This is a genomic window from Croceibacterium mercuriale (assembly GCF_000802385.1).
GTDB classification, from domain to species: domain Bacteria; phylum Pseudomonadota; class Alphaproteobacteria; order Sphingomonadales; family Sphingomonadaceae; genus Croceibacterium; species Croceibacterium mercuriale.
In genome coordinates, this window is the sequence record NZ_JTDN01000002.1 from 1,012,421 (window position 1) to 1,035,640 (window position 23,220).

A 23,220-nucleotide genomic window follows, 5' to 3' on the forward strand; every position below is an offset into this window, starting at 1 on the left:
GGAAGTACGACGCTTCTAGAGCCACTGCTAGCGATGTGCGAGCGTCGTCGCCACCCCCGCCACCGCCACCGCCACCGCCACCGCCACCGCCACCTCCCCCACCTCCGGATTTCGCTTCCACGTTAAAATCCGGTCGTGAACCAAGTCGAAGAAGTAGCGGGTATGAGCCCGGAGGTAAGGCGGTAGGCTTCATGCTCTGTCTGGCGCTCATCGGAGCACTGATCGTCATTGCAAATGGAGGCGATCAAAGCTCACAGAGTACTGAAGAAGTTCCCTCCGAAGCCAAGGGACAAACCTCACTTGCACTAGCACCTTCACCAGTTCCCTCGCCGATAACTGGTGCAACAAACTCGATCCAACCCGTGCCTACAATGGGGGAGTTTGTTTCCAAGGTCGAAGCAGCGGTGGATGACTTCGCGACAATCCTAGCCAAGGACGGTATGTCGGGTGCGGAGGTCTATAGTCGAAACTGCGAGCAAGCCGCGCGGCAGTCAAATGATATACTGGATACGGATTACTGCATCGCTTTCGATATGGCGGCCATGGCGACCGATTTGGGCTTCGCTCAATCAACAGGGATGCCCCAGAACATACATTTCAAAATGCGAGCGCAAATATTGGATTCCGATTACGCCCGCTTTGCAGAGGTAAGTTCCAATCGAACTGAGATAATCTGGACTCAGGTGAATACCGTCCTCGATACATCGATCCAAGCCGCTGCAAACCGTTCGGGATATTAGTGCCGATTGTTCGAGACGCACAAACCTTTGTTGGGGATGGCTCGCCCCCTCCCACCTGACAGTACAAGTTTCCGCCAGTAGTCATTCTGGCGGGGATAGGCCGGCCAGCCGACAAGCGCGCATCCCACGCGCTTCCCCGCACTTCCATGGGAACCGCTCGGGAGGCGGCATGCAGGATCTTGGAACCCCGCTCAGCGAGGGCCCCGACGAGAGCGAATACTATGCTGTCGCGGAAATGCATTATGGTCGCTTGGAATGGCTGGCTGAGCACATCCGACGCTCAGAAATGCAGATCGGTCGGATAGCATCAGAAAAGCTGTTGGCCTTGATAGAAGGTTCCGATCCAGACTGCTTGTTCAAGTTAGTAGCTGTTCGTAATCCTGCTTTACCCCCGGCCAAGACAGACGCGAGATTGCGCGCAATGCGCGACTTCGATCTTGCGATTGAGGTGGCGCGGAGAGGCGGCTTCCGACGTGGACAGCTAATGCACGCCTGCCATGAGGTGGGGCAAGCTACGACACCAAAAATCTCGTCAGATACACTCGCCAAGCGAGTTCGCCCGTTCCGCGATACAGCTAAGCAGGCTGTAGCCGAGGAAGCCGCCGCGGAAGCATATCGAAACGGACAAACGGATTATTTGGGCCGTCCAATTTTTCCAGAAAAGCACTTTGCCGGGGTAAGCGACGACCCTTAATTCAGCTCTCCACGTGTCCCACCGATCCCGAGCGGACATGTTGGAGAATTTTGATATGACCATTGCAAAGTCGCCGGTTCACAAGATCGGGTACTCCATCGCCGAAGCGTGCCATGCCACCAGTTTGGGCCGCACTACCATCTATGAGGCGCTGAAGAGCGGTCGCCTGCGTGCCACGCGCGTGGGAGGGCGAACGATCATCCCGGCCGAGAGCCTGCATGCGCTTGTTGCTGGGGAGGCATAGAACATGCCTGGAAAAAGCGAAGCCCGCGCGGATGAGGCGCGGGCATCGCGGAATAGCTGTGGCGGCTGGTTCCGAGATGCTTCTAACCTCACGATCATCCAATCGCAATTCCTGATCGCGGCACACCACATCCGGCCGGAGATGGCTGTGATGCTGGGGGCGGTTATCCTCGGGGGAGGCGCGCATGGCTAGCCGCTACCCCAGCATGCCGGGTGCCAAGGGGAATGACGGCACCAGTCAGGATGCGGCCGTCGCAATTGCGCCTATGGTGCCCCGGCTGCACCGCATTGCTCTGCACACGCTGGCCCGGCTGGGAGAGGCAACTCCGCTGGAGGCGATCGCCAGCGCCGGCATTGACCGCGAAGCCCTGCAACCTCGGTTCAGCGAATTGCGGACGCTGGGCTTGGTGGAGGCGACCGGCGTGCGGCGCCGCAATCCGTCCGGCAAGTACGCAGCTGTTCGGCGCCTGACTGACAAGGGGAGGGCCGTGTTGTGATCGACCCGAGGGCAATCGTCCGCCGCTACGGTGGCTATGTCTGTAAGGGCAATGCGCTGATCCCCACGCCCGGCCACTCGGCTCGAGACCGAGGAACCGCGATCAAGCCCGATATGCTGGCACCCGATGGCGTGCTGGTGACGTGCTACAATGGCGGCAGGGCCGACGCGTTGGCGGTGAAGGCCATGTTGCGCCGGGACGGCTATCTTGCAGCTAGTGACAGGCCGACGCGCGAACTGACGCCGGTCGAGCGAGCAGCGATCCGGCGCGAGGAGGAAGACCGGCAGCGGCAGCGGGAAGCAACGGAACAGGCGGCGGCACAGGAAGCGGCCGAACTGTGGGCGGCTTCCAGCCGTGCCGATTTCCGTCATGGTTATTTGCAGGCCAAGCGACTGGAGCCGTTCGGCGTTCGGCAGATGGCCCGTGAACTGCTGGTGCCGATGATGGATGCTGCATTCCGCATCTGGAACGTGCAACGCATTCAGCACGATGGCTTTAAGCTGTTTGGCCGGAACGCCCGGACTAAGGGCCTGTTTTGGCCTCACGGCGCGCATCAGCCGGACGGTGCGCCATCGGCTGGCCCGCTGGTGATCGGGGAAGGCTACGCCACTATGGCAGCTATCCACATGGAAACGGGGCACGGCGTCATCGCGGCTCTGTCTGCGAACAATCTGCTGGTCGTGGCGCGCACCATGCGCCGCCTGTTCCCCACGCGAAAGATTGTCATCGCGGCGGATGATGACGGGCACCTTGCCGAGAACCTCGGCATGGAGGCAGCAGAGAAGGCGGCTCGGGCAGTTAGCGGCCGGCTGGCTGTTCCGGTTCCAGTGAGGTTGAAAGGGGACACGCAGGCCCGCTCCATCGACTTCGCTGACGTTCCCCGCCACCGGGTCGCAGCGCAGATCGCGGCTGCCTTGGTCGGGAGGCCTTAAGATGGCCGTTCCGATTGGCGCTCTTGATCTGGCCGAAGTCGAGCCGCAAGAAGCGGCGTTGCGCATCCGGAGCTATGCTGACCTGCGGGCGACACCATACCGCTGGCCAGTTCCCGCATCCCTGCCCACTCGGCAGTGGCTCTTGGGGCATTGGCTGCTGCGAGGCGAGGTGACCGCGATCATCGCGCCGCCTGGCGTAGGCAAGAGCACGATCGGCACAGCGATGGCACTCTGCCTTGCAAGTGGCCAGCCGCTCCTGGGCAAGCCGGTGCACCGCGGGCAGCAAGGCGTGTGGATCTTCAACCTGGAGGACGGCACGGACGAACTCGAACGCCAGCTCTCGGCCTCAATCCTCTTCCATGATGTCGGGCTCGACGACTGTGGCGATCGGCTGCACCTGGACAGCGGCCTCGTTCAACCGCTGGTCACGGCTACGGAAGACCGCGACGGCTTCATGCTGGCGGAAGACGTGTTCGCCCAGCTCGCCCGCACGATCGAGGAACGGAACATATCGACGGTGATCGTCGACCCGTTCGTCTCTAGCCATGCCGTGCGAGAGAACAGCAACGAAGCGATCGATGCCATTGTCAAGCGATGGAAGCGGTTGGCGCAGGAAACGGGCTGCGCGGTCGTGCTGGTGCACCACACCAAGAAGCTGGGCGGCCGGGAGGCCACGGCAGAGGATGGGCGCGGTGCGTCGGCCCTGCAAGGTGCTGCGCGCGTCGTTCTGCCGCTCAACATGATGAGCGAGAAGGAGGCGGAGGAACTGGGCATCAGTGACCCGCTGCTGCGCCGCTCACTAGTGCGGATTGATGACGGGAAGGTGAGCCGGGCGCCAGCCGGCGGCGCGACGTGGATCAAGCTGGAGGGGCAAAGCCTGGGCAACGGGGCAAAAGGCGAGCAGCCCGACCATGTTGGCGTCGCTAGCCTGTGGCAGAAGCCCGACGTCTTCCACGGCCTCAGCCCCTGGCACCTCTACACCGTGCAGCAGCGGCTGGGTGAAGGCGAGTGGCGCGAGAACGTCCAGGCGAAGAACTGGGTCGGTCACCTCGTCGCCAGGGTCGCCGGCCTCTCTGCCGAGAACGACAAGGCCAGGATCAAGGCGCTGATCCGCACATGGAAGAAGACCGGCGCCCTTGCAGTCGAGCACCGAGCCGACAAGAACGGGGATGATCGGCCGTTCGTTGTTGTTGGGACGCCAGTGAACCCCAGCGAGATCGGCAGCCGTCCGCACTCTGCAAGGTGCGGTGCGGACGGTGCGGAAGGTGCGGGCGGTGACCCCCTGTGAACCCCATCCGCACTACCCGCACCTTCCTATAGGAAGGGCGGGTATGGTGCGGGTGCGGGTGAAGGCCGATGGGGGCTGAAAACAAGGTGCGGGTGAAGCAAGCCTGCAGGTTTGAAAAACAATCAGGCGATATCGAAGCGGGCCGCTGGTGCCCGCAAAATACGGGCGAAATACGGGATCCTCGGCGGCGGACCTCGCCAGTAAAGTAGAGGGCGTTTAGAGGGGCGGGGGGATGCCCAGCTTGCCGCCATTATATCGCGCGTACGCGAGGGCCGGTTTATAGCGGGCAATGGCGGTGGCCCGGTGCCTGATTATACAGGCAGGAAACAGGCTCGGTGGCTGTTCCCCTCCTGTCTAAAGTAGACTCGAATAGACGAGCGTCTGAGGGCTGCGGGGGCCGCGGCTGGTGTCTCGCCCGGGCCGAGTAAAAAAGGCCCATTTAGGTGGATGGCGGGCGGTTAAACAAACGGCAGGAAACGGGTGGGCATGCATCACCTGCGTCAGCGGCAAAGCGGTAAGCTCCAGCGGGTCGCAGCCACAGGTAGCGAATCACGTTTTGTTCCGCTTACAGGGGTACATGGACCGTGCCTCCCACCAGCGCCTAATCACCTTGTCGCTGGCGGTGCTTGATCGGGCGGCATACGGCTCGGCCCAGAAGCAGGCTGATACCGAAGAAGTCCGTCTGGCCCTTTCGGTCCTCTGGTGCCTGCTTCAGGATCGCCCGGCATTGCTGGACTACTGGCACAAGGCGAAGAACGTATCGGGCCACCCTTGGGAGTCGTGTCGAGAACCATACTACAAGATCGCTGCTGCCTGTCGGAAGGAGGGTTGGCTTGCGCCGATCTGATGGGGCACAATGACCGCCTAGACACGCTCTCCGCACTGATCGCCCGCGGCTATATGGCCCGTGTTGCCTGCCGGTGCGGGCACAAGGTGATGCTGGATCCGCGCTGGCTGCTAGAGGAATGCAGGAAGCGTAAGCTCGGCACCGTCAGCTTTGCCCCGCTGGCCAACCGTAAGCGTCCGGCCTGACGCGTGTTGCTGGCGCGGCCCAGCTGCGCGAGGCGGTGAGCTCTCGGGAGTGTCCTTTCGCACTCCGTAAGGAGAGTGCGGATGAGCCACATGGAAGTCATCACACGGGTCGAACGTCGGCGGCGGTACTCGGACGAGGAGCGCGAGGCGGTGCTGGCCCAGTGCGATGCGCCGGGTGCCACGATTGTCGGCGTCTCGCGCCGGCTCGGCATCTCGGCCAGCCTCATTCATGGCTGGCGCAAGACGAGGCGCGAGGCGCAGCGCATTGCCAGCGAGCCGTTGCAGTTCATCCCATATGGCGTGGTGACGCACGCCGCATCGACCGAGCCGGACATGACATCAGCGCAGGCGACACCGGCCAAGCCGTCGTCACCTGCCGCGCTGCCGGAGGACTTGATCCGCCCGCACCCGGGTGCGCGACCCGGCGGCATCGATATCGACCTGGCAAGCGGCGTTCGCCTGTCGGTCGACAGCTACGTCAATGAGAAGGCACTTGCCCGAGTGCTGCGGGCGCTGAGGGATGTCGCATGATTGCGCTGGCGCCGGGCACCAAGGTGTATCTCGCTTGCAAGCCGGTGAGCATGCAGAAGGGCTTCGACGGGCTTACCGCATTGGCTCAACAGGTTCTTGAGGCTGACCCGTATTCGGGTCACCTGTTCCTGTTCCGGGGCAAGCGCGGCGACTATCTGAAGGCGCTCTACTGGGATGGCTCGGGCATGTGCCTGTTCGCCAAGCGTCTGGAGCAGGGCCGGTTTGTGTGGCCACCGCTGGTCGACGGCGGCATCGTGCTCAGCCCTGCGCAGCTCGCACTACTGATCGAAGGCATTGACTGGCGGCGCACTGTAGCGCCGGCTCCGACGACCGCGCCAACGCTCATATAAATGGCGCTTTTCCGTCCTTTTTGCTTGGCCTGAGTCGCGCCGGTGGTAGGATGAGCCATGTCGCTGGTCACGACCGATCTTCCCTCTGATCCAGACGAGCTGCGCGCCTTAGCGCAAGCGTTGCAGGAGCAGTTGGCGAGCGTTGAGCAAGCCCGCGTCAACACTGCAGCAGCGCTGGCAAGTACTGCTGACGAACTGGCCAGCACCGCTGCCGAGCTCCGCGCGGCCAAGGCCGCCATTCAGCTGACCGCGCTGGAGATCGAGAAGCTCAAGGTCCAGCTGGCACGGCTCAGGCGCATGCAGTTCGGCCAGTCGTCCGAGCGGCTCTCCCGCGAGATCGACCAGCTGGAGCTCAGGCTCGAAGATCTCGAGGCGATCGAGGCCGAGGCGATCAGCGCATCCGCTGACGCGGGCATCCCACCGCCTGCGCGCGAGAAGCGTCAGCCCAAGCGCCTGCCGCTGCCTGACCATCTGCCGCGCCAGGAAGTCGTGCACGCCGCTCCGCACGCGGACGGCTGCGGCGCGTGCGGTGGCACCATGTCAGCGTTGGGTGAGGACGTAACCGAGGTGCTGGAGTATGTGCCCGGCCGCTTCCAGGTCGTGCGCCACGTCCGTCCCAAGCTCGCCTGTCAGCGCTGCGACGCCATCACCCAGGCGTCGGCACCGGCGCTGCCGATCCCGCGCGGCAAGGCCGGACCCGGCCTGCTCGCGCATGTGCTGGTATCCAAGTACGCCGACCATCTGCCGCTCTACCGGCAGGCGGAGATCTACGCCCGCGAGGGTGTCGACCTGGACCGCTCAACCATGGCGGACTGGGTTGGCCAGGTCAGCTGGCTGCTTCAGCCGCTGGTCGAGCACATCCGCCGACACGTGTTCGCCGCCGACAAGATCCACACCGACGATACGCCGGTTCCGGTCCTGGCGCCCGGCAGCGGCAAGACGAAGACCGGCAGGCTGTGGGTCTATGCCCGTGATGACCGGGGCTGGCAGGGCATCGGTCCACCCGCAGCGGCTTACTTCTACACGCCGGACCGCAAGGGCGAGCGGCCCCGATCGCACCTCGCCAGCTTCACAGGCTTTCTGCAGGCGGACGGCTATGCGGGTTACGATCAGCTGTACGATGGGCGCCGGCAGCCTGGCCCTATCTATGAGGTAGCGTGCTGGGCGCATGTCCGGCGCAAGATCTATGACGTCTGGAAGGCAACAGACTCCATCACGGCGCGCACGGGCGTCAGCTTGATCGACCTGATGTACGAGGCGGAGGAGCTCGGCCGTGGACTGCCGCTGGAAGAGCGGCTCGAACGGCGGCAGGTCGTCAGGGTCGGGGTGGACGGCTTCTTCAACTGGGCCGAGGACACACTACGCCGGATCTCCAACAAGGGCGCACTGGCGGACGCCATCCGCTATGCCGTGAAGCGGCGCGAAGCGCTGACCCGTTTCTGCGACGACGCACGGCTCGAAGCGGACAACAACCGCGCCGAGAACTGCCTTCGGCCGATCGCCCTTGGCCGCAAGAACTACCTCTTTGCCGGCTCCGACAAGGGCGGCGAGCGGGCAGCGGCGATCTACACGCTCCTTCAAACCGCCAAGCTCAATCACATCGACCCTGAGGCCTGGCTGCGCGACGTTCTCACCCGCATCGCCGATGGCCATCCCGCCAACCGCATCGGCGAACTTGCGCCGTGGTGTTAGAGCACCGGCGCTTAGCCGTATTGAAAGCCCAAATGTCCGCTAACGGGTGACGCTGAAGGCTGGTTGGATTGCGAGGTGTGGGTGGGGAGCGGACATTCGCGCGATCGCATGATCCGGGTCCGCTAGGGTCAGAAGCGGACCCATGTCGGACAGATCAGGCCGGAAAATGGATACCGCATAGTTTGTTGCCGTCAGGGTCGCGAAAATAGGCAAGTTCGACTGTCCCCAACGATGCCGTATTGCGCGGGCCGGGCGGGGCTTCGATCGAGGTGCCACCGTTGGCCACCGCGGTATCATGAAGCTGCTTCACTTGTTCAGGCGAGTTGCACGAGAAGGCGACGGTGCTGCCGTTGGCGACGCTTGCCGGCTCGTCGTTGATCGGCTGGCTGACGATGAAGTTGGTTCCGTTTCCATTATTATAGATCAGCCGCGTATGGCCGCTGTCGGCGATGTTCCGCGCCCCCTCGCCTGCCCCCAAAGTGGCGAGCACCGTGTCGTAGAAGCGCTTCGAACGTTCAATGTCGTTCGATCCGACCATGGTGTGAAAAAGCATGCGAGCTCTCCTTGAGGCTGATCGACTTCCGATCGCCACTGGCCTTCTCATCTAAGCGGCCCATAGGCCGCGGTCACCCCCGGGTCGTCGAAATGTCGGCAATTGTTGTCGTGGACGGCTCTCCACCCTCGCGGGATAATTCTCTGCGGGAGAGTCGGAGAGGAGAGTAATGATGGAGCAAGTATCGGTAGTCGGGCTGGATCTGGCCAAGTCGGTGTTCCAGGTTCATGGCGTTAATGCGCACGGTGAGGCTGTTCTGAGACGCAGGCTCACGCGCGGGCAGTTGCTGAAGCTGTTCGAGAAGCTGCCGCCATGTCTTGTCGGTATGGAAGCCTGCGCCTCGTCCCATTACTGGGCGCGTGAGCTGACTGCGCTTGGGCACGAGGTCAAGCTGATGCCGCCGCAATACGTGAAGCCCTATGTGAAGCGCGGCAAGAACGATGCTGCCGATGCCGAGGCGATCTGCGAGGCGGTGACCCGGCCGACGATGCGGTTCGTCGGCGCAAAGTCGCCGGACCAGCAAGCGACCATGATGTTGCATCGGGTGCGCAAGATCCTGACCCGGCAGCGCACCCAGATCAGCAATGCCCTGCGCGCCCACATGGCCGAGTTCGGCATTACCGCAGCCATCGGACGCGGAGGATTGGATCGCCTGATCGCGGTCATCGCCGATCAGGATGATGCGCGCTTGCCGGACGAGGCGCGGGCGTGCCTTGCGGTGCTGTGCACCCAGCTTGATATGATCAAGGAGCAGATCCTCGACAATGATCGCCGCATCCTCGCCGATGCCCGCAAGACCGAGGCAGGCCGCAGGTTGATGATGATACCTGGCATCGGCCCACTGCTGGCCAGCGCGATCGTAGCCTGCGTGCCTGATCCCTCTACCTTCGATAGCGGGCGAGGCCTGTCGGCATGGATCGGACTGACCCCACGCCAGAACTCGAGCGGCGGCAAGGAGCGGCTCGGCAGTATCACCAAAGCGGGCAACACTTACCTGCGCGAGTTGCTTGTGGTCGGTGCCATGGCAGTGGTGCGGCGAGCGAAGCAGAGCAGCACCAAGTGGCCATGGGTGGCGCAGCTGCTGGAGCGCAAGAAGCCCAAGGTTGCGGCTGTCGCGCTGGCGAACAAGAATGCCCGGATCATCTGGGCAATGATGGCAACAGGCGAGCCCTACCGGGAACCGGAGTTGGCGGCAGCCTGAGAGATCGCGCCCCGGGGCGCTACACGAGTTGGAAAGGGCAAACTGAACTGACGCAACAAGCCGGTTGAAACCGCCGGAGCAGGAGAACCCGACCGCCCCAAGCACCTCGAGTGCGTGCAATTGGGAGGGACCTGAACCGCGCGAATGGCATCAGGGCCAGCGGCCATGCAACGCCGCGCAAACAGGCCGGACACATGGGCGCCACGACCAGCAAGCGCAGTGAAGAACACCCCTTGCCAACGGAGAGCCGTCCACACAGGGGCGTGAGCTGCCTGGCGGCTTTCGGGCCGAACCTGCAGGAAAACAGACGTGGCGCTCATCAGCGGTCCGACGTCCGCTTTCCCCATTCGACGATCTGGAGGCTGCCGTTCCGCAGTCGCGCCATTGCAGACACTTCGAAAAGTGCGATGATGTGCCCATGAAGTCTGCGCTGATCATCATCTTTCTGATTACACTGGCAGGTTGCGTGCCAAATCAGGCTACTAGCCAAGAACGGCTGATGGATGAAATTGAAAGCTCCATAGCCTTACCAGCGGAAGCATTGCCGCTACGAAGCTATGCCCGTTACTACACCCAGTATCAGGGATCGGTCCTCGGAGCTTACACGACCCAGGTAGAGGAACCGAGACCCGCCGATTATGGGTGCGAGGAGCTTCGGTCGGACGGCAGTTCAAAGGCCGTTGGTTGTCGGGCGATAGCCAATGTGCCGCTGGGGCAACGCAGGTGGGTCGAGTTCGACGACTATCCCGCCGTTAGCGGTAGAGGCTGCACTGCACTGCAACTTGACTTTGATCCCGGGACAAAAGGTTTTAATTACCTTGAATGTGCCGAAGCAGATTATTGAGGCCTTCAGCAATAAGCCCCTCTTCTTTCCTTCTTGCAGTCACCTGATGTCCGCCTTCCCCGCCGCCTCGCCAGCAGACGGGCTCCGATGACAGCTCGAGAACGGTCGTTGCATCAGCGTGCGTGCCGCCTGACGGCCTTGGGCGGACGCTTACGGCCAACCGCATGAAGTGCACGAAGTGCGGCGGCCGGCCGGAGCGGATTGGCCCGCCCAGGCGATGATAAGGCGAATGGCGGCGAGATGTTGAGATGAGGGAGGCGCGTGCTGATCCGGCTCAAGGTTCGCGGTAGTGTGTTCTCATTTTGATCAGATTAGCAAAGGTGCGGTGGTTCAATGCATTTGCCGCCAAGATGTGAGGCTCACATTTGTCGTAATAATGTATAATCAAACCACGAACATTGTCCCTAACTATGTCTTTGTTAAGATCCCCTCTCAGAACACCTGCTGACAACAACTCGTAGTAATTTAATATATAAGATACTGCAGCGGCTGCACGCATCTTTTCATCTACCTTTGACTCTCTACATTCTGCCACCATCTGACTAGTGACCTTCAAGGACAATCCATATCCAAACTCTGTGTGGAACCTATGCAACGCATCTCCAAACGGAGCATGAGAGAAGCGCGCGAAGAGCATGTTGTTAGTGTTTTGCCTGACGGTATTCCGGTGACCGATCCAACCGACAACGGCCCAGCCGAGTGCTGCAACGGCAGCGGCGCCTAGTGCTGCAAAAACAGGGAATGCGCTTGACGGCGTGTCAGTATGAAGGAACACGTAAATGCCAGCTGAGATTGCAGCGGTCACGATCACCGTGACCACCACGATCACGTACGCAAACGGCTTGTTAGTGGGTAGAGCGTAGGACCCCTTGAAGTTTGAGGTGCTGCGCGCAAGTTTGTCCACGGCGCGAGCCGCTCGCGCCCGATAGTAGACCTGTTCGCTCTGCGACAGGTCAAAGCTTTGTAGCGATGGAGGGGATGTATCAGCTATGATCGCCCGTATGATCTGCCTACGCTCCTCCCAGCCGCGATACGCCTTCCCCATTCTTTCGCCCCGTTCATCCTCGGTTGACATCCGATGTGTATAACCTAGCTAGTTTCTGAGGAAGGAGACCAAACATGCGCCGAGAACAGGATATTGGTGGGTAAGTCCTACGAGTGACCGAGCTTCAGAGGCCCCGCGTGATTGCGGGGCCTTTTTCGTTGGGGATCGAGCGCCCGCTAGCTTGTTCTGAGCGGTCCTAAGATCGCCTATCGGCTGACCCAACGATCGGCGGTTGAGCGAATCGTCATCTCGCCAGCGTACGGCACGCACAGCCCCAGCGCTTCCGCCGGCGTGCCACCCGTCCAGCGATCCCAATCAGCCGGCGCCAAGATGACCGGCATTCGATCGTGCACGCCCTCCACATGGATGCAGGCTTCCGTCATCACCATGCTGTAGGCTGGACCCCAATCGTCCGTGTTGCGCCAGATCCCGGCCACCGCGAAGGTCGGCTGGTCGGGCAGCGCGAACCAGGTGCGCGTCATGGCGCCTTTCTCGCCCTCAGCTTCGGCAAACTCTGTCACCGGGATCAGGCATCGGCGCTCCTGGAAGCTGTAGCGCCACATGAAGCTGTCGAGCTTGTCGGTGCGGGCATTGTTCACCGGGCGGGGCTTCAGCGGCTGGCCTGTCTTCTTGCTCGTCTGCGCCAGCGGAAAGCCCCAGGCCATGCTGCGCAGCTCGCCAGCTGCCACGACCAGGCCGGGATAGCCCGGGTAGACCTCGGCCGCGGCGTTGGCGAGCTGTGCGGTGCCAGCGTGGAACAGCCGGGCGGCTTCGGCGTGCGCGGTGTTCATGCGGTAGAGATTGCACATTGGCTCAACCTGATCGTAGGCATGCGAGGCATCAGACTACTCGTGCCCCGCATTCTGGTTCGGCGGCGTCGCATCTTTGAAGGAGCTAGGCAGCCTCATGACCGAGAGACAAGCAAAGACACCGCTGGAGCGGGCTGCGTACGCGTTGTGTATAGCCGACGGCAAGTCCCCTGGTGCTTACCGCGCGCACGACATTGAAGGGCAGCCGTTCAACGGCCCTGACACCAACCCTAACTGGATGGAGTATTTAAGCGCAGCCAAGGCCGTCTTCGGTGCTATATCGGAACCTAGCGCTACGATGATCGGCTGGGGATCGGATGCAATTAAAGACCTTGGCCAAGAGAACGAGAGGGCTGCTGCACAAGCTACTTGGCGCGCTATGATCCAAGCTGCGCTGCAAGAATAGAAACCTAGCTGAAGTCCGGCATCACTGGGCATCTTCAAAGAATATCAACACCACATCGGAAGCTGCAGGTGCCCTTTCTTCTTCTCGCCGCCGCTTTGTCCGCAATCCCCGCTGGCGACACGTTCACCTGCACCCCCACTCGCGTTTGGGATGGTGATGGTCCGGTCTGGTGCGCCGAGGGGCCACGCATCCGCCTGGCAGGCATCGCTGCGCGCGAGAGCGACGGCACCTGCAGGGCGAACCAGCCGTGCCCTGATGCTAGCGCTGAAGCATCACGTGATGCGCTGGTGCGGCTGGTGGGCGAGCGAACCGGCCGATCAAGGCAGGGCCATGTCCTATTGCGCGGGCCGGCTATGCGGTGCGTCTCGACTGGTGGCGCCGGTGGTGATCGTACCGGCGCTTGGTGCGTGTCACCGCGCGGTGGCGATCTCAGTTGCGCGATGGTTCGGTCCGGAATGGCGTTACGGTGGGACAGATACTGGCGGGGGCATCTCTGCAGGTAGCAAAATGCGCCCTTCATCGACCCACGAACGGTGAAGGATCGAGCTATCTGCAGACGGTCTTGGGAAGCTCGCCTCAGACCTATCTACGGACTTTCGCGCCCCGAAAGCACGGCGGAAGGACCGACCACGTCGCCCGCAATGGGCTGGTCTACAGCGATGACCCCCAAGCGGGTCGGGCAGAAGGTCAACGGTAAGACGATCCGCACGCCTCCCCCATGAGGATCGACCCAGCCAGTTGCCATGGTGCCGCTGTCGGTGCTGGCTACGGCGTTCGACTAAACTCTGTGAAGATCACGCGTAGGCGGCGGTATAATGGAGGATCCGATGGGGATCCTTCATGCCTTGATTGAAAATAGCGAGGCTTAGAACGGCTGCACGACCCTCGACTTTAAAGCCTGTCAGATCAAAAGCCGCACCGTGGGGTGGTATATTGCGGAGCTCCACAATCTGTCCGCCTAGTTTTGGCGTGAGTTGAACGCCCATATCGCGGCTGTCAGTCACAAATGTGAAGTCGAAGACAGTGTCTCCAAGGGCGAAAGATACAGACCGTCCAGGGCTCGCAACAACGGTACCGCTCGTGAGGATTGGCTGTCCATCAATGCGTGGGATAACTAGTTCATTCATTGTGCCTCCCCCGTCCCGAGCACCGCTTTGCGTGCGCGTATCTTCCTAGACAAACCTTGCGTTTCTCGCTTCATGTAACCCCAGAGCGAAAGGCAGATAATGGCTGCGGCTCCACTTAGTAAGAATACCACTGCGGCGTACCCCTCTTCAGTAGCAATCGCGGCTGTCGTGCCAATCTTGGACCATGCCGTGGCCGCCAATGGCCAGGAACCGAGTAGCGCACCGACACCTGCGAAGCCGATTGAACCTAGAACACCGCCCTCGGGTCGAGATAGAGCGTCAAGTTCGTGATCAGAGACGAGATGCCAATCGATCCGCTCCGGGATCGTGACGTGTGATGGTGGAGCGAAATTGAGCGATCCTGCTGTGATCGGCCCAGTTATTTTTCCAGTCACGTGATTCATAGCCCTCGCATGCTGCTACGATCCTGACGGCGGTAAAGCGTCGGCGCAAGCTCGGCCGTAATGCGGGGCAGCGCCGGATCGTCATTTCACCCGCATGCGGAAGTCAAAGCTGCAGCGATTTATCTGGAGCGCCGACAGTCCAAGATCTCAGTCCGGAGGCGTCAAGATGACTGGCGGACGAAGCCTCCGACCCGATGATGCATTAGAAGCGTCGTCGTGACACGATCACGGATCCTGAGGGAAGAGCATAACCTCAAGCTCCCAAGCAAGATGGTTCAGGTTGCCGAGCACCTCATCAACGTCGGCAGGCAGGGGGAAATCGTCCATGCCGCTATACCGAAAGTGATGTTCTCTGTGCGGTTGCCGAAGCAGTTCGACGATCTTCCGCAACTGCGGGGCACTTGAGCAGAAACCGAGCCTCTCGGCACTGGTCAGCGCTGCTTCGAGGTCGTGGCCTATGTCTCGAAGCTCCTTCGGATCGCTACCATGAGCGATGCAAGCTGTCTTAAGCAGGATCTCGAGGCTGTAACCTATCAGAAGGAAGATCGATGGCGAGTACCTCCCATTTGTGACGGCGATCTCTGGGTTCTCAGCCCCGCTCACTTCAGCCCACTCTTGTGCGCGGCGAGCGACCGCAGCCGCCGCCAAAGCATGGCTCGCACCCATGTGCCAGAGGTCGCGCGCATAATCTTCGTTCATGCTGCGGGCGCCTCAGGACCGCGGCGACAATCTCGCGAGCGCTTCGAAGGCGGCGCCGACCAGCGCGCCGATCGCGATCGACCGTAGCAACGTCAGCCAGAACTGCCCCGGATAGAAAACCGAGAGCACCAGGCCGCCCACGACGCCGAGCGTCGCCGTTCCCCATACCGCGTTCGCACCTCTAGCGGCGGAGATGCCCAGGGCAGAAGCGCCGGCTAAGATAATCACCCACCAAAGCATTTGCGGTCCTCGCGATGTGAGACTCGGCACCAAGATAGCGTTCTTCCTGGCTCCGCTCATCCCTCGTATCCGGCGATGCTGGCGCGGGTGCCAGCCGGGTATTCCATAGCGCGCGGCGGTTCAAGGGCGCCAAGCGCGCGGTAAATAATCCGTCATCCCGACTCGACTCCCCGGCTAAGCCGAATAGGTTCAGGCGTAACAAACGATTAGGACTGTGTGGATGGTTGGCGGCGCAAAGGAAATCACCCCAAACGCGAGTAGTATCAGTGTCTTAGCTGCCAAATCGACTCAGATGGAAATCACTCCCTCGCAAGGTGCCCTGCCGCTAGGGATCGAAAAGCGAGGCGATTTCGGCGAGATCGGAATGGGCGTGTTGTCAGATGGCACACCATATTTGAGCCAAAGAGGGTTGGCCGTCCTCTGCGGCGTCGAAAACGCGCATATCGGCACAATAAGCTCGCAATGGGCAGAGAGCCCGGCGAAGCCGCGGGTGTCGAAGATCAAGAGCATTCTGGAGCAGGCTGGCTTCAAGGCATCAGCAGCGCACGTTGAGATCAGGCACGGCGGCACCGTGCACTACTGCTACCCGGCCGAAGTTTGCCTGTCCGTGTTGGAGTATTATGCATTCGACGCTGGCGCCAACGTGCAAGAGCAGGCGCGCGCAAACTTCCGAATGCTTGCCGGATCAAAGCTCCGGGACATGATCTATCGACAGGTAGGCTACGACCCGACCGGGCAGAACCGCTTCACGAAGTGGCATGATCGTATCTCCCTCAATCACCAGAGCGCGCCTAAGGGCTACTTCCATGTGTTCAATGAGGCTCATACGATCATCTATGAGCTGATCCTCGCCGGCGCTGAGATCGGTGAAAAGACGGTCGTTGACATTTCGATCGGTCAGCACTGGGGACGATGCTGGGAGGATCACGGACTCGAACGGCAGTTCGGGGCGAGACGCAAGTACCCGCACCGCTATCCTGACGATCACCCGCAAGCGCGGTCGAATCCGCAAGAGTCTTGGTGCTACCCTCTTGCAGCATTGGGTCACTACCGTGAGTGGCTGCAGGATCAGTACATCGAAGGCGGCAAGTTCAGCGGCTACCTAGATGGCAAGGTGAAGAAAGGACATTTGGCACCGTCCGTTGCTCAGCTCGCTATCGCTACGATCGCCCCAACGCAGCTGCCGGCGGCATAGCCGTCGGCTGCAAGAGATAATCCAATCTCTTGCCTATCCCACCTACTCCCTAGCCGAGGTCGGCACTGACTGCCCCAACGAGGATAGGGGCGCAATTCTACAGGCATAATAGGTACTGCCGCTAAACGCTGATCACCATGGCCTGTGAGATCGCCGGCATAAGCGCGTCGATCGGCACCGGCACGCTGGCAGTGGCATAGCCCGGGTTGAGCGCACGACGCTGGCCATACTCTTGGATCCAGCCGCGACCGTTCTGCCGCCAGGCGCGCTGCAAGGGCGCCCCGGGCAGCAGGAAGCATCGGCGGCTGGGCGCGAAGGCATAGGCGACGAAGTCGCACGCCAGCGTCTTCAGCACCCAGCCGGGCGATCGCCGGCCCTCGTCGCTCCACTGCTCAAGCAGAATGTCGGACCAGTCGACCATACGGATCTTCTTATCCACGGTGAATACCCGATCGCAGCGTGCAATCCCAAGCGAGACCATCTCAGCGTGAAGCCCGCGCCCGCGCCCGCAGCGTCAGCAAGCAGCTGTCCCGCTGGCTCCCACCTACAGCAAGGTCTATCCGCACAAAGCTCTGAGCTATCGAACGCCCACGAGAACATCCGCCAATCCCACGAGCCCGCTTCGGGCAGGTAGGAGCAACAACAAAACGTGAGTTCTAAGGCGATATGAGGTAATGCTGCCGTCCGCCTGCCGCCCTTTTACCGGAAGCGTATCCGCGATCATGGCCCATCTGACCGAGTACCAGAAACTAAAGATAGTTCAGGCTTTGGCGAGCTTTCAACCGCCTACTGACATCATCGAGCAGTTCCGGTCAGACTATGGCATCGAGCTTACTCACAAGCAGGTGGGCCGATACGACCCGACCCGTTCCTACTACGAAGGCGGCGATAAATGGCGGCAGGTATTTCAAGCTTGCCGCGTGAAATGCTTTGAGAACGTATCGGCTATCCCTGTTGCTCACAAAGCCTATCGGCTCAACGTACTTCAAGAGGGCGTTGATGCGGCGAAGCAGGCACGTAACTGGCCGCTAGTGATCCAACTTTTGAAGCAGGCAGCCAAGGAAGTGGGAACTGTCCTGACGAATAATGAGAGCGTTCGCGCGGACGATACCGCCAAGAGGCGGGACCACGATACGACGCCAGAGGAACGTCGCGCGACCATCAACGATCTCATGCGGCAAGCAGTGGAGGGACTTCAAGACAAGGCGGCAGCCGGCACCGAGCACGGGCAATATGAAACCCGGCAACAATTACCATGATCACTAAAGGGTGTTCCAGCTATCTTCTAACAGAGCTGAAAGGGAGCTAGAAGAATGCTGGTTCCAAACGATGCCTGTCAAACGCACCTTCCGTCAAAGCCGGGCATTCTAGACCACCAATGTGCTTCGGTAGCCGACTGACTGGTTTCGGATTGCAGACGCGGAGAGCGGCCGTTGAGCAGCCGATCCTCAGTCATCGGGACTTCTCGAGCAAATCGTCCACAGCAATCTAGCACCGCCAACGGACGGCGGCACCAGCATCACTTAATCAGCACACCCACGATGATGCCGGCGATGGCAGCCAGAGAGACATGGATGGCCTTGTTGCGTTCGGCCACCATTGACACCACGAGCTCAGGTATCTCCTGCCGCAACCCAGCGATCGGGTCGGTCGTGGGCTCGACATAATTATCCTCGTCCTAATCGTCGTCTGCGAACCACTCGGGATGCTTGGCGTGCAGTTCCTCGATCCGCTCTTTGTAGAAGTCGGTCGTCAGCAGATCGCTGTCCTTCTTCGACCCATGCCACAGCATGCTCTTGAGGTTGGGCCGACCACACGCCGAAGCGTATTGGCGGCACCGGCGGACAGTCCGCAGAGCTTGTCGATCCGATCTTGGGAGCAAACCTCGACGGTGTGCCAGATCACCGCCTTCGACACGTCGATGGCAGTGACGTCGAGGCAAACGACGTCGATGGTATCCGCGGTGCTCATTGCCAGCCAGTCGCCGCGCGGGTGTAGGACGACATCCCAACTCTCCGCGAGGAAGATGCGCGCCCAGATGTTGGCCGGTATGTCTTGGCGTGTCCGAGCACGGGAATGGTTACGTAGCGGTGGGCGTTGCCTTGCTCACCGCTCGATCCCGAGGTCGGACGACGTGAACGCGTCGACGATGCATTCCTGATAGAGTTCGTCCAGGGTCGTGCCGATCGCTAGCAGTGCGGCGATCCGCTGGATCATGGACCGGAACCACCGTCGATCGGAGTCAGACAAGGGGCGATCATTCCTACGGCTGGCCTGGCGATAGCCGAGCCATTTCTTCAACACTGGGTAGCCGCCGAGCTGGTAGCTCCACACGGCCTCGGGCACGTTCGCGAAAAAGGCTTCGTCGTTGATGTACAGATCACCGGTCATCTCTCCCCAGAGGCCGGCGATTGTGGCCGAGGGGGTTTCACCGATGGTAGGCGCTCGGGGTGTCCATCTGCCCTTGCCCCCGCCCCAATAGGTGATCGTGACCTTGAGGTCGGTCGGTCGAACCTGACTTCCATCTGCACGTTTCAAAGGGCCCAGTGCCCGTGTCGTCTCGATCCCCAATATCTCCTCGACAAGCGCGGTGACGTCGACGCTGGTATCCAGCAGTCTCGTCACCTTGTCGCCAGCCTCGACAACGCAGTCGAACAGTTTGGCTTTGCGCGGAATGGGCACGTGCGCCCAATCCGACGCAAGTGCGCTCTTGTGTTCCGCCTGATACGCAGGCGCATAGAGCATCGCGAAGACCACGCGGAACAGCTTTCCAACGAGGTCGCGCGCGGCTTGGTCACGTCGTCTTCCGGTCAGACCGAATGCGGCAGAGATTGACCGCCAGACGTGTTCCGCGATGTTCGCGTCACGATCGCCCAAGAGATCGTCGCTGGTCGTCTCGCGCGGGAAGACAACTGATCCGCGTTCATGCACGTGCAGATTGGCCAAGATGGTGGAGAACACCGGCCTCGTCTCGGTCTCCTTGCGAGGCTCGGGGACGGTAAGCAGAAACTCGTTCGCCGCCAAGTTCATCCCGAACTCGGGTCGGGATCGATTGAGCAGCTTCGTTCCGGTGTCGTAATAGATGCTTCGCGTATCCAGAGGGAAGGTGAGAAACGGCTTCACCTTCCTCTCATCGAATCCTGCGGCGTGCAGCGCGGTCCAGATGGTCTCGGGTTCGTATCCCGATATGGCGGGCTTGCCGTCCACGTCCTCGGGTGCGAGCAACGGATTTATCTTGGCAGCGGCGGCGAATGTGGGGGCTTCGATGTATTCCCTCATCCGCGTCTTGAGGGTGGTGGCCTCGCCATCGACCACGGTGCCCTCGACGCCGCGATTGTGGTTCACGCCCTGGAAGGTAACCGGGAACAGCTCGTCGAGGGCGGGCCATGCCTCGTATCCACCCTCAAGCACGCGGGGCGCCAGGCGCCAGCGGGTCTCACGCGTCGGGTGCACCGCTTCGTATGGCGGCGCGGGCGTCTCGCTGAGCCCCACTCCGATAGCCGCCAGGAGCTCGCCCCGCTTCCGCGCGGCAGCGCCCCAGAAGTCGCGATACTGCACGTCCGTAGTGCTGGTGCTGGATCGATGCCCGACGAGCTTCAGCCAAGTGGCAACGGCTGTGCCCGGCTGAATGCCCCTAGGATCCGCGGCCGTCGAAAAGACGCTGTCGTCACGTGTCCCCGCTCCAGGCACGCCGCTGGGGATGATCTTGCCGGTGCGATACTTGTCGCCGTTCAGGTTGTCGATCCACACGCGGTCGAAGCTGCCAAGCATAGAGTGCCGCATGAGCGGGTGCGATCGACCGGTGAGGAACGAGGAGTTGGATATGAAGGAGACGATCCCGTAGTCGGCGGAGCCCCCGATACGCTCTTCGGCCATCCGCACGAAACGGATGTAGAGATCGTCAAGCAACTGCTTTCGGACACCGTATTCCCGGTAGAGCAGGCTGTCTCCGCGTTGCTTCATCTTCGGACAACCAAAAGCGTCGATTTTGATCTCGCCCTTCTTGTTCTTGTCCGGCACCAGCTCGATGCCCTTGTAATGCGCGACGAGCTCGGCCTCTTCCGCCTGTGCTGCACCTGTGAAGCGGTCATACGGCGGATTGCCAATCACGACGATGATGCGAGCATCGCGCTTCACACGCTGCGACGCATCGAACTCGTCACGCATTTCAGGGAAGTTCAGCTTGACGTTGCCCTCGTCACGCCAGCCCGAGAGGGCGTTTGTCAGGAACACGGCGAGCCGGCGATCCTCAGCCGGGCGGGCTCCGAGCTGGTCTAGTAGGAGATAAAGCTGCAGCTGTGCGATGGCGAATGGCGCCGTCAGGATCTCAAAGCCGATCACTCGCTGCTCGAAGGCCTTTGCCAGCTCTAGGCCGATGGTGTCCTCGTCCCCTTCGGCGCGAAGTTGATCCGCGATGCACCGGGCGACCTCGAGCAGATAGGCTCCCGTGCCGCAGCACGGGTCGAGGACGACCACTTCGGGATCGGCGAGGCCGCGCGCACGCCCGAGGTCAGTCTTGAGCAACTGGTGGACACGCCGCACTTGGTAGCGGACGATCTCCGGTGGCGTGTACCACACGCCTAGTTCGTCCCGGAGTTTGGGATCGAAGGCCTCAAGGAACGGCTCGTAGAAGTAGGTGATAGCGGCGAGCGCGTCGCCGTCGTCGTCGATGGTAGGAAACACCATGCGCGACCGAAAATGATCGCGGTCGATACGCCCGAAGGTCGTAATGGCTCTCTGTAGATGACCTTCGAGGCCTAGGTGACGCATACGCGTTGGATGACGGATGTCGTGGAGCAGCGACGCCAGGAACGCGATTGGCAGGTTCGCCTCGGCCGCCGCAATGTCGAACGTGGCGTCCGCTTCCGCTTCGCGATCCCACAGCACCCACGCGGCGAACAGCGAATAGAAGATTGCCTGGACAAGCGAGGACCTGAAAAAGCGTGCGCCCTTCTCATCGTCGATGTCGAACGCCAGGCCGAGCGCCTGCCTGTAGTCGTCAAGGAGAGGCCGGATAGGCTGCAGGTTATGGGGAATAGCGTCCTTCGCGTCGCGGGCCTGTCGCGCAAGAATCTTCGCGAGGTCGGCGGGCGCAGCGATCGCCGCGTGGTCCGTTACGGCGACGGTGATAATGTCCACCAGCCGCTCGACGTCGGCCTCGTTGACGGGCGCCCTGCCGCGTGGGGAAGCGGACCAGAGATCCACCTGCTTCTCCAGGCTGCGCTGCGTCGGCGGGACGGGGACCGCCGGGTCGCGATGGTAACCGATCTTGCAGGTTAACAGGCCGAACCCGCGGACATTGCTGATCAGCACGACGCCGGTCTGCGCGAGGTATCGGCCGATCTGATCGTTCTGTTCGGTGGACGCGGCCAGATCTTCAAGCGTTACGTTTGGCTTCTTGACCTCGCCGTAGACGCCGACGAAGAGCGTCGAATCGCCTAGGATGAAGTCGGGCATGTCACGCCCCGCCTGCCTCGCTTCCGACGTTCCGGTCCGAACGTCGAACGGCAACCTCTCGCCCCGAAGCAGTGCCGCCAGAAGCACCTTGATGTCGGGATAGTAAGTGGTCTCTGTGGTCGTCGGCAACGACTCCAGCTTGCGCGTGTCGTCGCAATAGGCCGCGATTGCCGTTATCAACTCGGGCTTCACGGCCGCTTCCCCTTTGCACGCACCTGGGCGCCGTGCTCACCGCCGATACCGGTGCGGATCTGTTCTGCCGTCGGGATTTGCAGGCGGTCGACTCCGATCGCGACCATGCACTGGGCGAAGAAGGAGGCGCCGAAGCGCCCGCGTGCGACCTTGTTGCGCAGGTTTGGGACGTTCTCGATGATCCCTAGAGCGGCCAGCCTCGCGACGAGCTGCTCGTAGGAGATGCCGCGCAGCATCATTTCGGCGCGAAGGATGTTCTTCACCAGCTGCTCCCACGCCGCCTCGTCTATCCGACCGACATTTTCCATCTTGCCGTTCTAGGATCGTGAAGGCTGCTTGCGCAAGCTCGCATGATTATGCGTGTCACCGTTTATGATGTGTAAGCCTGGGGCGCACCTAAATCATAATCGTAGATGCTGGTTCTCGTCATCCTTAAAAGTGGTTCTTGGCGGAAAACGGTCTCATCTCTGCCGACTATCGGGATCTACCGATTCCGAGAATCGCGCGCATGAACGAGGCGTCTGCCCAGCCACTGACGCGAATGCGACCCGCTGGCGGATCGCGCCGGCGAGGACTTAGAGCAGACCTATCCCGCATCCTCTACACGTTGTCGAAGCGCACCGACGTTGTCGGCACACTGTTCCTGACGGCCAAAAACAACATCGGCGATCCGGCCAAGCTCCAGCGGCTGGGAACGCTCATCGGAGCCGAGACGTGGCTCTGCCCTGCAACCTTTGCCTCAGCCCAGCAACTGCCTTATCGGGGAGCCATGATGGGAACAGATCCTCAAGTTGGTAGATAAAGCCTGAAAATCAATGCCAACTGGCGGAGACGGAGGGATTCGAACCCTCGGTACCCTGATAGAGTACGGTTCCTTAGCAGGGAACTGGTTTCAGCCACTCACCCACGTCTCCGGAAGCGGGGCCTATAACGAGGGGGGCGACGCCTATCAAGCGGCGTCTTTTCTGGTGATAGCGACCGCACGATGGCAGCGCGCGGGATGACATGGGCCGCGGGATGGCCGATCGGTCCGACCATTCCTGTCGCAG

Annotated in this window: 26 protein-coding genes and 1 tRNA gene; 17 read left to right on the forward strand and 10 right to left on the reverse strand. The window is 61.4% G+C overall.

Going from position 1 to position 23,220, the window contains the following annotated elements; translation table 11 throughout:
* Nucleotides 1–191 precede the first annotated feature (191 nt).
* The 11 genes from PK98_RS17420 to tnpC all read left to right on the forward strand — a co-directional run bounded on the left by PK98_RS17420 (nucleotide 192) and on the right by tnpC (nucleotide 7,999).
* Nucleotides 192–740: a hypothetical protein gene (locus PK98_RS17420; protein WP_235425524.1), complete on the forward strand. Its 549-nt coding sequence runs from the start codon at nucleotides 192–194 to the stop codon at nucleotides 738–740.
* A gap of 169 nt (nucleotides 741–909) precedes the next feature.
* Entirely contained in the window at nucleotides 910–1,434 is a 525-nt protein-coding gene (locus tag PK98_RS16780) for a hypothetical protein (RefSeq protein WP_152608674.1), read from the forward strand.
* Nucleotides 1,435–1,489: 55 nt separating this feature from the next.
* On the forward strand, nucleotides 1,490–1,678 hold the full coding sequence (locus PK98_RS17565) for a helix-turn-helix domain-containing protein (RefSeq protein ID WP_407637634.1): 189 nt from the start codon (nucleotides 1,490–1,492) through the stop codon (nucleotides 1,676–1,678).
* A gap of 184 nt (nucleotides 1,679–1,862) precedes the next feature.
* On the forward strand, nucleotides 1,863–2,174 hold the full coding sequence (locus PK98_RS14145) for a hypothetical protein (RefSeq protein WP_039097449.1): 312 nt from the start codon (nucleotides 1,863–1,865) through the stop codon (nucleotides 2,172–2,174).
* Nucleotides 2,171–3,106, forward strand: a complete 936-nt coding sequence (locus PK98_RS16110; protein WP_152608675.1) for a toprim domain-containing protein — start codon at nucleotides 2,171–2,173, stop codon at nucleotides 3,104–3,106. Before PK98_RS14145 ends, PK98_RS16110 begins: the two co-directional genes overlap by 4 nt.
* Nucleotide 3,107: 1 nt before the next feature.
* Nucleotides 3,108–4,394, forward strand: a complete 1,287-nt coding sequence (locus PK98_RS14155; RefSeq protein WP_081996254.1) for an AAA family ATPase — start codon at nucleotides 3,108–3,110, stop codon at nucleotides 4,392–4,394.
* Between the two features lie 577 nt (nucleotides 4,395–4,971).
* A complete protein-coding gene (locus PK98_RS14160) occupies nucleotides 4,972–5,241 on the forward strand; it encodes a hypothetical protein (protein ID WP_039097450.1) in 270 nt (89 codons plus the stop codon).
* Nucleotides 5,241–5,426, forward strand: coding sequence for a hypothetical protein (locus PK98_RS14165; protein WP_039097451.1), 186 nt, complete (start codon nucleotides 5,241–5,243; stop codon nucleotides 5,424–5,426). Before PK98_RS14160 ends, PK98_RS14165 begins: the two co-directional genes overlap by 1 nt.
* Nucleotides 5,427–5,507: 81 nt before the next feature.
* Nucleotides 5,508–5,957, forward strand: a complete 450-nt coding sequence (gene tnpA / locus PK98_RS14170) for an IS66-like element accessory protein TnpA (RefSeq protein ID WP_039097452.1) — start codon at nucleotides 5,508–5,510, stop codon at nucleotides 5,955–5,957.
* Nucleotides 5,954–6,307 carry an IS66 family insertion sequence element accessory protein TnpB gene (tnpB, locus tag PK98_RS14175; RefSeq protein WP_039097453.1) on the forward strand — a complete coding sequence of 118 codons (354 nt, stop codon included), beginning with the start codon at nucleotides 5,954–5,956 and terminating at the stop codon, nucleotides 6,305–6,307. The genes tnpA and tnpB overlap by 4 nt, the downstream gene beginning before the upstream one ends.
* A gap of 57 nt (nucleotides 6,308–6,364) precedes the next feature.
* Nucleotides 6,365–7,999: an IS66 family transposase gene (tnpC, locus tag PK98_RS14180; protein WP_039097454.1), complete on the forward strand. Its 1,635-nt coding sequence runs from the start codon at nucleotides 6,365–6,367 to the stop codon at nucleotides 7,997–7,999.
* Between the two features lie 154 nt (nucleotides 8,000–8,153).
* Here tnpC and PK98_RS14185 read toward each other — a convergent pair whose 3' ends face one another.
* On the reverse strand, nucleotides 8,154–8,552 hold the full coding sequence (locus PK98_RS14185; RefSeq protein ID WP_039097455.1) for a VOC family protein: 399 nt from the start codon (nucleotides 8,550–8,552) through the stop codon (nucleotides 8,154–8,156).
* A 172-nt stretch (nucleotides 8,553–8,724) separates the two neighbouring features.
* Between PK98_RS14185 and PK98_RS14190 the strand changes: the two genes are divergently transcribed.
* Nucleotides 8,725–9,753 (forward strand): IS110 family RNA-guided transposase, encoded by a 1,029-nt coding sequence (locus PK98_RS14190; RefSeq protein WP_152608709.1) that lies wholly within the window; start codon nucleotides 8,725–8,727, stop codon nucleotides 9,751–9,753.
* 418 nt (nucleotides 9,754–10,171) lie between these two features.
* Complete coding sequence (locus tag PK98_RS16785; protein ID WP_152608676.1) at nucleotides 10,172–10,597, forward strand: hypothetical protein; 426 nt, start codon at nucleotides 10,172–10,174, stop codon at nucleotides 10,595–10,597.
* 274 nt (nucleotides 10,598–10,871) lie between these two features.
* Here the strand turns inward: PK98_RS16785 and PK98_RS16430 are convergent, their stop codons facing one another.
* Complete coding sequence (locus tag PK98_RS16430; protein WP_081996255.1) at nucleotides 10,872–11,672, reverse strand: DUF4760 domain-containing protein; 801 nt, start codon at nucleotides 11,670–11,672, stop codon at nucleotides 10,872–10,874.
* 176 nt (nucleotides 11,673–11,848) lie between these two features.
* The gene (locus PK98_RS14195; RefSeq protein WP_039097457.1) at nucleotides 11,849–12,451 is read right to left on the reverse strand and encodes an SOS response-associated peptidase; all 603 of its coding nucleotides are present in this window, start codon (nucleotides 12,449–12,451) and stop codon (nucleotides 11,849–11,851) included.
* Nucleotides 12,452–12,548: 97 nt separating this feature from the next.
* Between PK98_RS14195 and PK98_RS16790 the strand changes: the two genes are divergently transcribed.
* Entirely contained in the window at nucleotides 12,549–12,857 is a 309-nt protein-coding gene (locus PK98_RS16790) for a hypothetical protein (protein ID WP_152608677.1), read from the forward strand.
* Nucleotides 12,858–12,898: 41 nt separating this feature from the next.
* Entirely contained in the window at nucleotides 12,899–13,360 is a 462-nt protein-coding gene (locus PK98_RS17425; protein WP_407637635.1) for a thermonuclease family protein, read from the forward strand.
* Nucleotides 13,361–13,651: 291 nt separating this feature from the next.
* Here PK98_RS17425 and PK98_RS16795 read toward each other — a convergent pair whose 3' ends face one another.
* From PK98_RS16795 to PK98_RS14205, 3 genes are all read right to left on the reverse strand, one after another.
* Entirely contained in the window at nucleotides 13,652–13,984 is a 333-nt protein-coding gene (locus PK98_RS16795; RefSeq protein ID WP_152608678.1) for a hypothetical protein, read from the reverse strand.
* 629 nt (nucleotides 13,985–14,613) lie between these two features.
* Nucleotides 14,614–15,087 (reverse strand): hypothetical protein, encoded by a 474-nt coding sequence (locus PK98_RS14200; protein ID WP_039097458.1) that lies wholly within the window; start codon nucleotides 15,085–15,087, stop codon nucleotides 14,614–14,616.
* 12 nt (nucleotides 15,088–15,099) lie between these two features.
* Entirely contained in the window at nucleotides 15,100–15,327 is a 228-nt protein-coding gene (locus PK98_RS14205) for a hypothetical protein (RefSeq protein ID WP_039097459.1), read from the reverse strand.
* Between the two features lie 292 nt (nucleotides 15,328–15,619).
* Between PK98_RS14205 and PK98_RS14210 the strand changes: the two genes are divergently transcribed.
* A complete protein-coding gene (locus tag PK98_RS14210) occupies nucleotides 15,620–16,522 on the forward strand; it encodes a hypothetical protein (RefSeq protein WP_052208745.1) in 903 nt (300 codons plus the stop codon).
* A gap of 121 nt (nucleotides 16,523–16,643) precedes the next feature.
* Here PK98_RS14210 and PK98_RS14215 read toward each other — a convergent pair whose 3' ends face one another.
* Nucleotides 16,644–16,961, reverse strand: coding sequence for a hypothetical protein (locus PK98_RS14215; RefSeq protein WP_235425526.1), 318 nt, complete (start codon nucleotides 16,959–16,961; stop codon nucleotides 16,644–16,646).
* Nucleotides 16,962–17,244: 283 nt separating this feature from the next.
* On the opposite strand from PK98_RS14215, the gene PK98_RS16115 reads away from it, so the two are divergent.
* On the forward strand, nucleotides 17,245–17,781 hold the full coding sequence (locus tag PK98_RS16115; protein ID WP_161792446.1) for a DUF2280 domain-containing protein: 537 nt from the start codon (nucleotides 17,245–17,247) through the stop codon (nucleotides 17,779–17,781).
* Between the two features lie 847 nt (nucleotides 17,782–18,628).
* Here the strand turns inward: PK98_RS16115 and PK98_RS14225 are convergent.
* The 3 genes from PK98_RS14225 to PK98_RS14235 all read right to left on the reverse strand — a co-directional run bounded on the left by PK98_RS14225 (nucleotide 18,629) and on the right by PK98_RS14235 (nucleotide 23,085).
* Nucleotides 18,629–22,171: a type ISP restriction/modification enzyme gene (locus PK98_RS14225; RefSeq protein WP_039097461.1), complete on the reverse strand. Its 3,543-nt coding sequence runs from the start codon at nucleotides 22,169–22,171 to the stop codon at nucleotides 18,629–18,631.
* Nucleotides 22,168–22,479 carry a DUF6471 domain-containing protein gene (locus PK98_RS14230; protein ID WP_200885041.1) on the reverse strand — a complete coding sequence of 104 codons (312 nt, stop codon included), beginning with the start codon at nucleotides 22,477–22,479 and terminating at the stop codon, nucleotides 22,168–22,170. Before PK98_RS14230 ends, PK98_RS14225 begins: the two co-directional genes overlap by 4 nt.
* 515 nt (nucleotides 22,480–22,994) lie before the next feature.
* Nucleotides 22,995–23,085, reverse strand: a tRNA-Ser gene (locus PK98_RS14235).
* Between the last annotated feature and the right edge of the window lie 135 nt (nucleotides 23,086–23,220).

Coding starts and splice junctions, on each gene's coding strand:
- PK98_RS17420 (WP_235425524.1), top strand. CDS start 192: ATGCTCTGTCTGGCGCTCATCGGAGCACTGATCGTCATTGCAAATGGA.
- PK98_RS16780 (WP_152608674.1), top strand. CDS start 910: ATGCAGGATCTTGGAACCCCGCTCAGCGAGGGCCCCGACGAGAGCGAA.
- PK98_RS17565 (WP_407637634.1), top strand. CDS start 1,490: ATGACCATTGCAAAGTCGCCGGTTCACAAGATCGGGTACTCCATCGCC.
- PK98_RS14145 (WP_039097449.1), top strand. CDS start 1,863: ATGGCTAGCCGCTACCCCAGCATGCCGGGTGCCAAGGGGAATGACGGC.
- PK98_RS14155 (WP_081996254.1), top strand. CDS start 3,108: ATGGCCGTTCCGATTGGCGCTCTTGATCTGGCCGAAGTCGAGCCGCAA.
- PK98_RS14160 (WP_039097450.1), top strand. CDS start 4,972: ATGGACCGTGCCTCCCACCAGCGCCTAATCACCTTGTCGCTGGCGGTG.
- PK98_RS14165 (WP_039097451.1), top strand. CDS start 5,241: ATGGGGCACAATGACCGCCTAGACACGCTCTCCGCACTGATCGCCCGC.
- tnpA (WP_039097452.1), top strand. CDS start 5,508: ATGAGCCACATGGAAGTCATCACACGGGTCGAACGTCGGCGGCGGTAC.
- tnpB (WP_039097453.1), top strand. CDS start 5,954: ATGATTGCGCTGGCGCCGGGCACCAAGGTGTATCTCGCTTGCAAGCCG.
- tnpC (WP_039097454.1), top strand. CDS start 6,365: ATGTCGCTGGTCACGACCGATCTTCCCTCTGATCCAGACGAGCTGCGC.
- PK98_RS14185 (WP_039097455.1), bottom strand. CDS start 8,552: ATGCTTTTTCACACCATGGTCGGATCGAACGACATTGAACGTTCGAAG.
- PK98_RS14190 (WP_152608709.1), top strand. CDS start 8,725: ATGGAGCAAGTATCGGTAGTCGGGCTGGATCTGGCCAAGTCGGTGTTC.
- PK98_RS16785 (WP_152608676.1), top strand. CDS start 10,172: ATGAAGTCTGCGCTGATCATCATCTTTCTGATTACACTGGCAGGTTGC.
- PK98_RS16430 (WP_081996255.1), bottom strand. CDS start 11,672: ATGTCAACCGAGGATGAACGGGGCGAAAGAATGGGGAAGGCGTATCGC.
- PK98_RS14195 (WP_039097457.1), bottom strand. CDS start 12,451: ATGTGCAATCTCTACCGCATGAACACCGCGCACGCCGAAGCCGCCCGG.
- PK98_RS16790 (WP_152608677.1), top strand. CDS start 12,549: ATGACCGAGAGACAAGCAAAGACACCGCTGGAGCGGGCTGCGTACGCG.
- PK98_RS16795 (WP_152608678.1), bottom strand. CDS start 13,984: ATGAATGAACTAGTTATCCCACGCATTGATGGACAGCCAATCCTCACG.
- PK98_RS14200 (WP_039097458.1), bottom strand. CDS start 15,087: ATGAACGAAGATTATGCGCGCGACCTCTGGCACATGGGTGCGAGCCAT.
- PK98_RS14205 (WP_039097459.1), bottom strand. CDS start 15,327: ATGCTTTGGTGGGTGATTATCTTAGCCGGCGCTTCTGCCCTGGGCATC.
- PK98_RS14210 (WP_052208745.1), top strand. CDS start 15,620: ATGGAAATCACTCCCTCGCAAGGTGCCCTGCCGCTAGGGATCGAAAAG.
- PK98_RS16115 (WP_161792446.1), top strand. CDS start 17,245: ATGGCCCATCTGACCGAGTACCAGAAACTAAAGATAGTTCAGGCTTTG.
- PK98_RS14230 (WP_200885041.1), bottom strand. CDS start 22,479: ATGGAAAATGTCGGTCGGATAGACGAGGCGGCGTGGGAGCAGCTGGTG.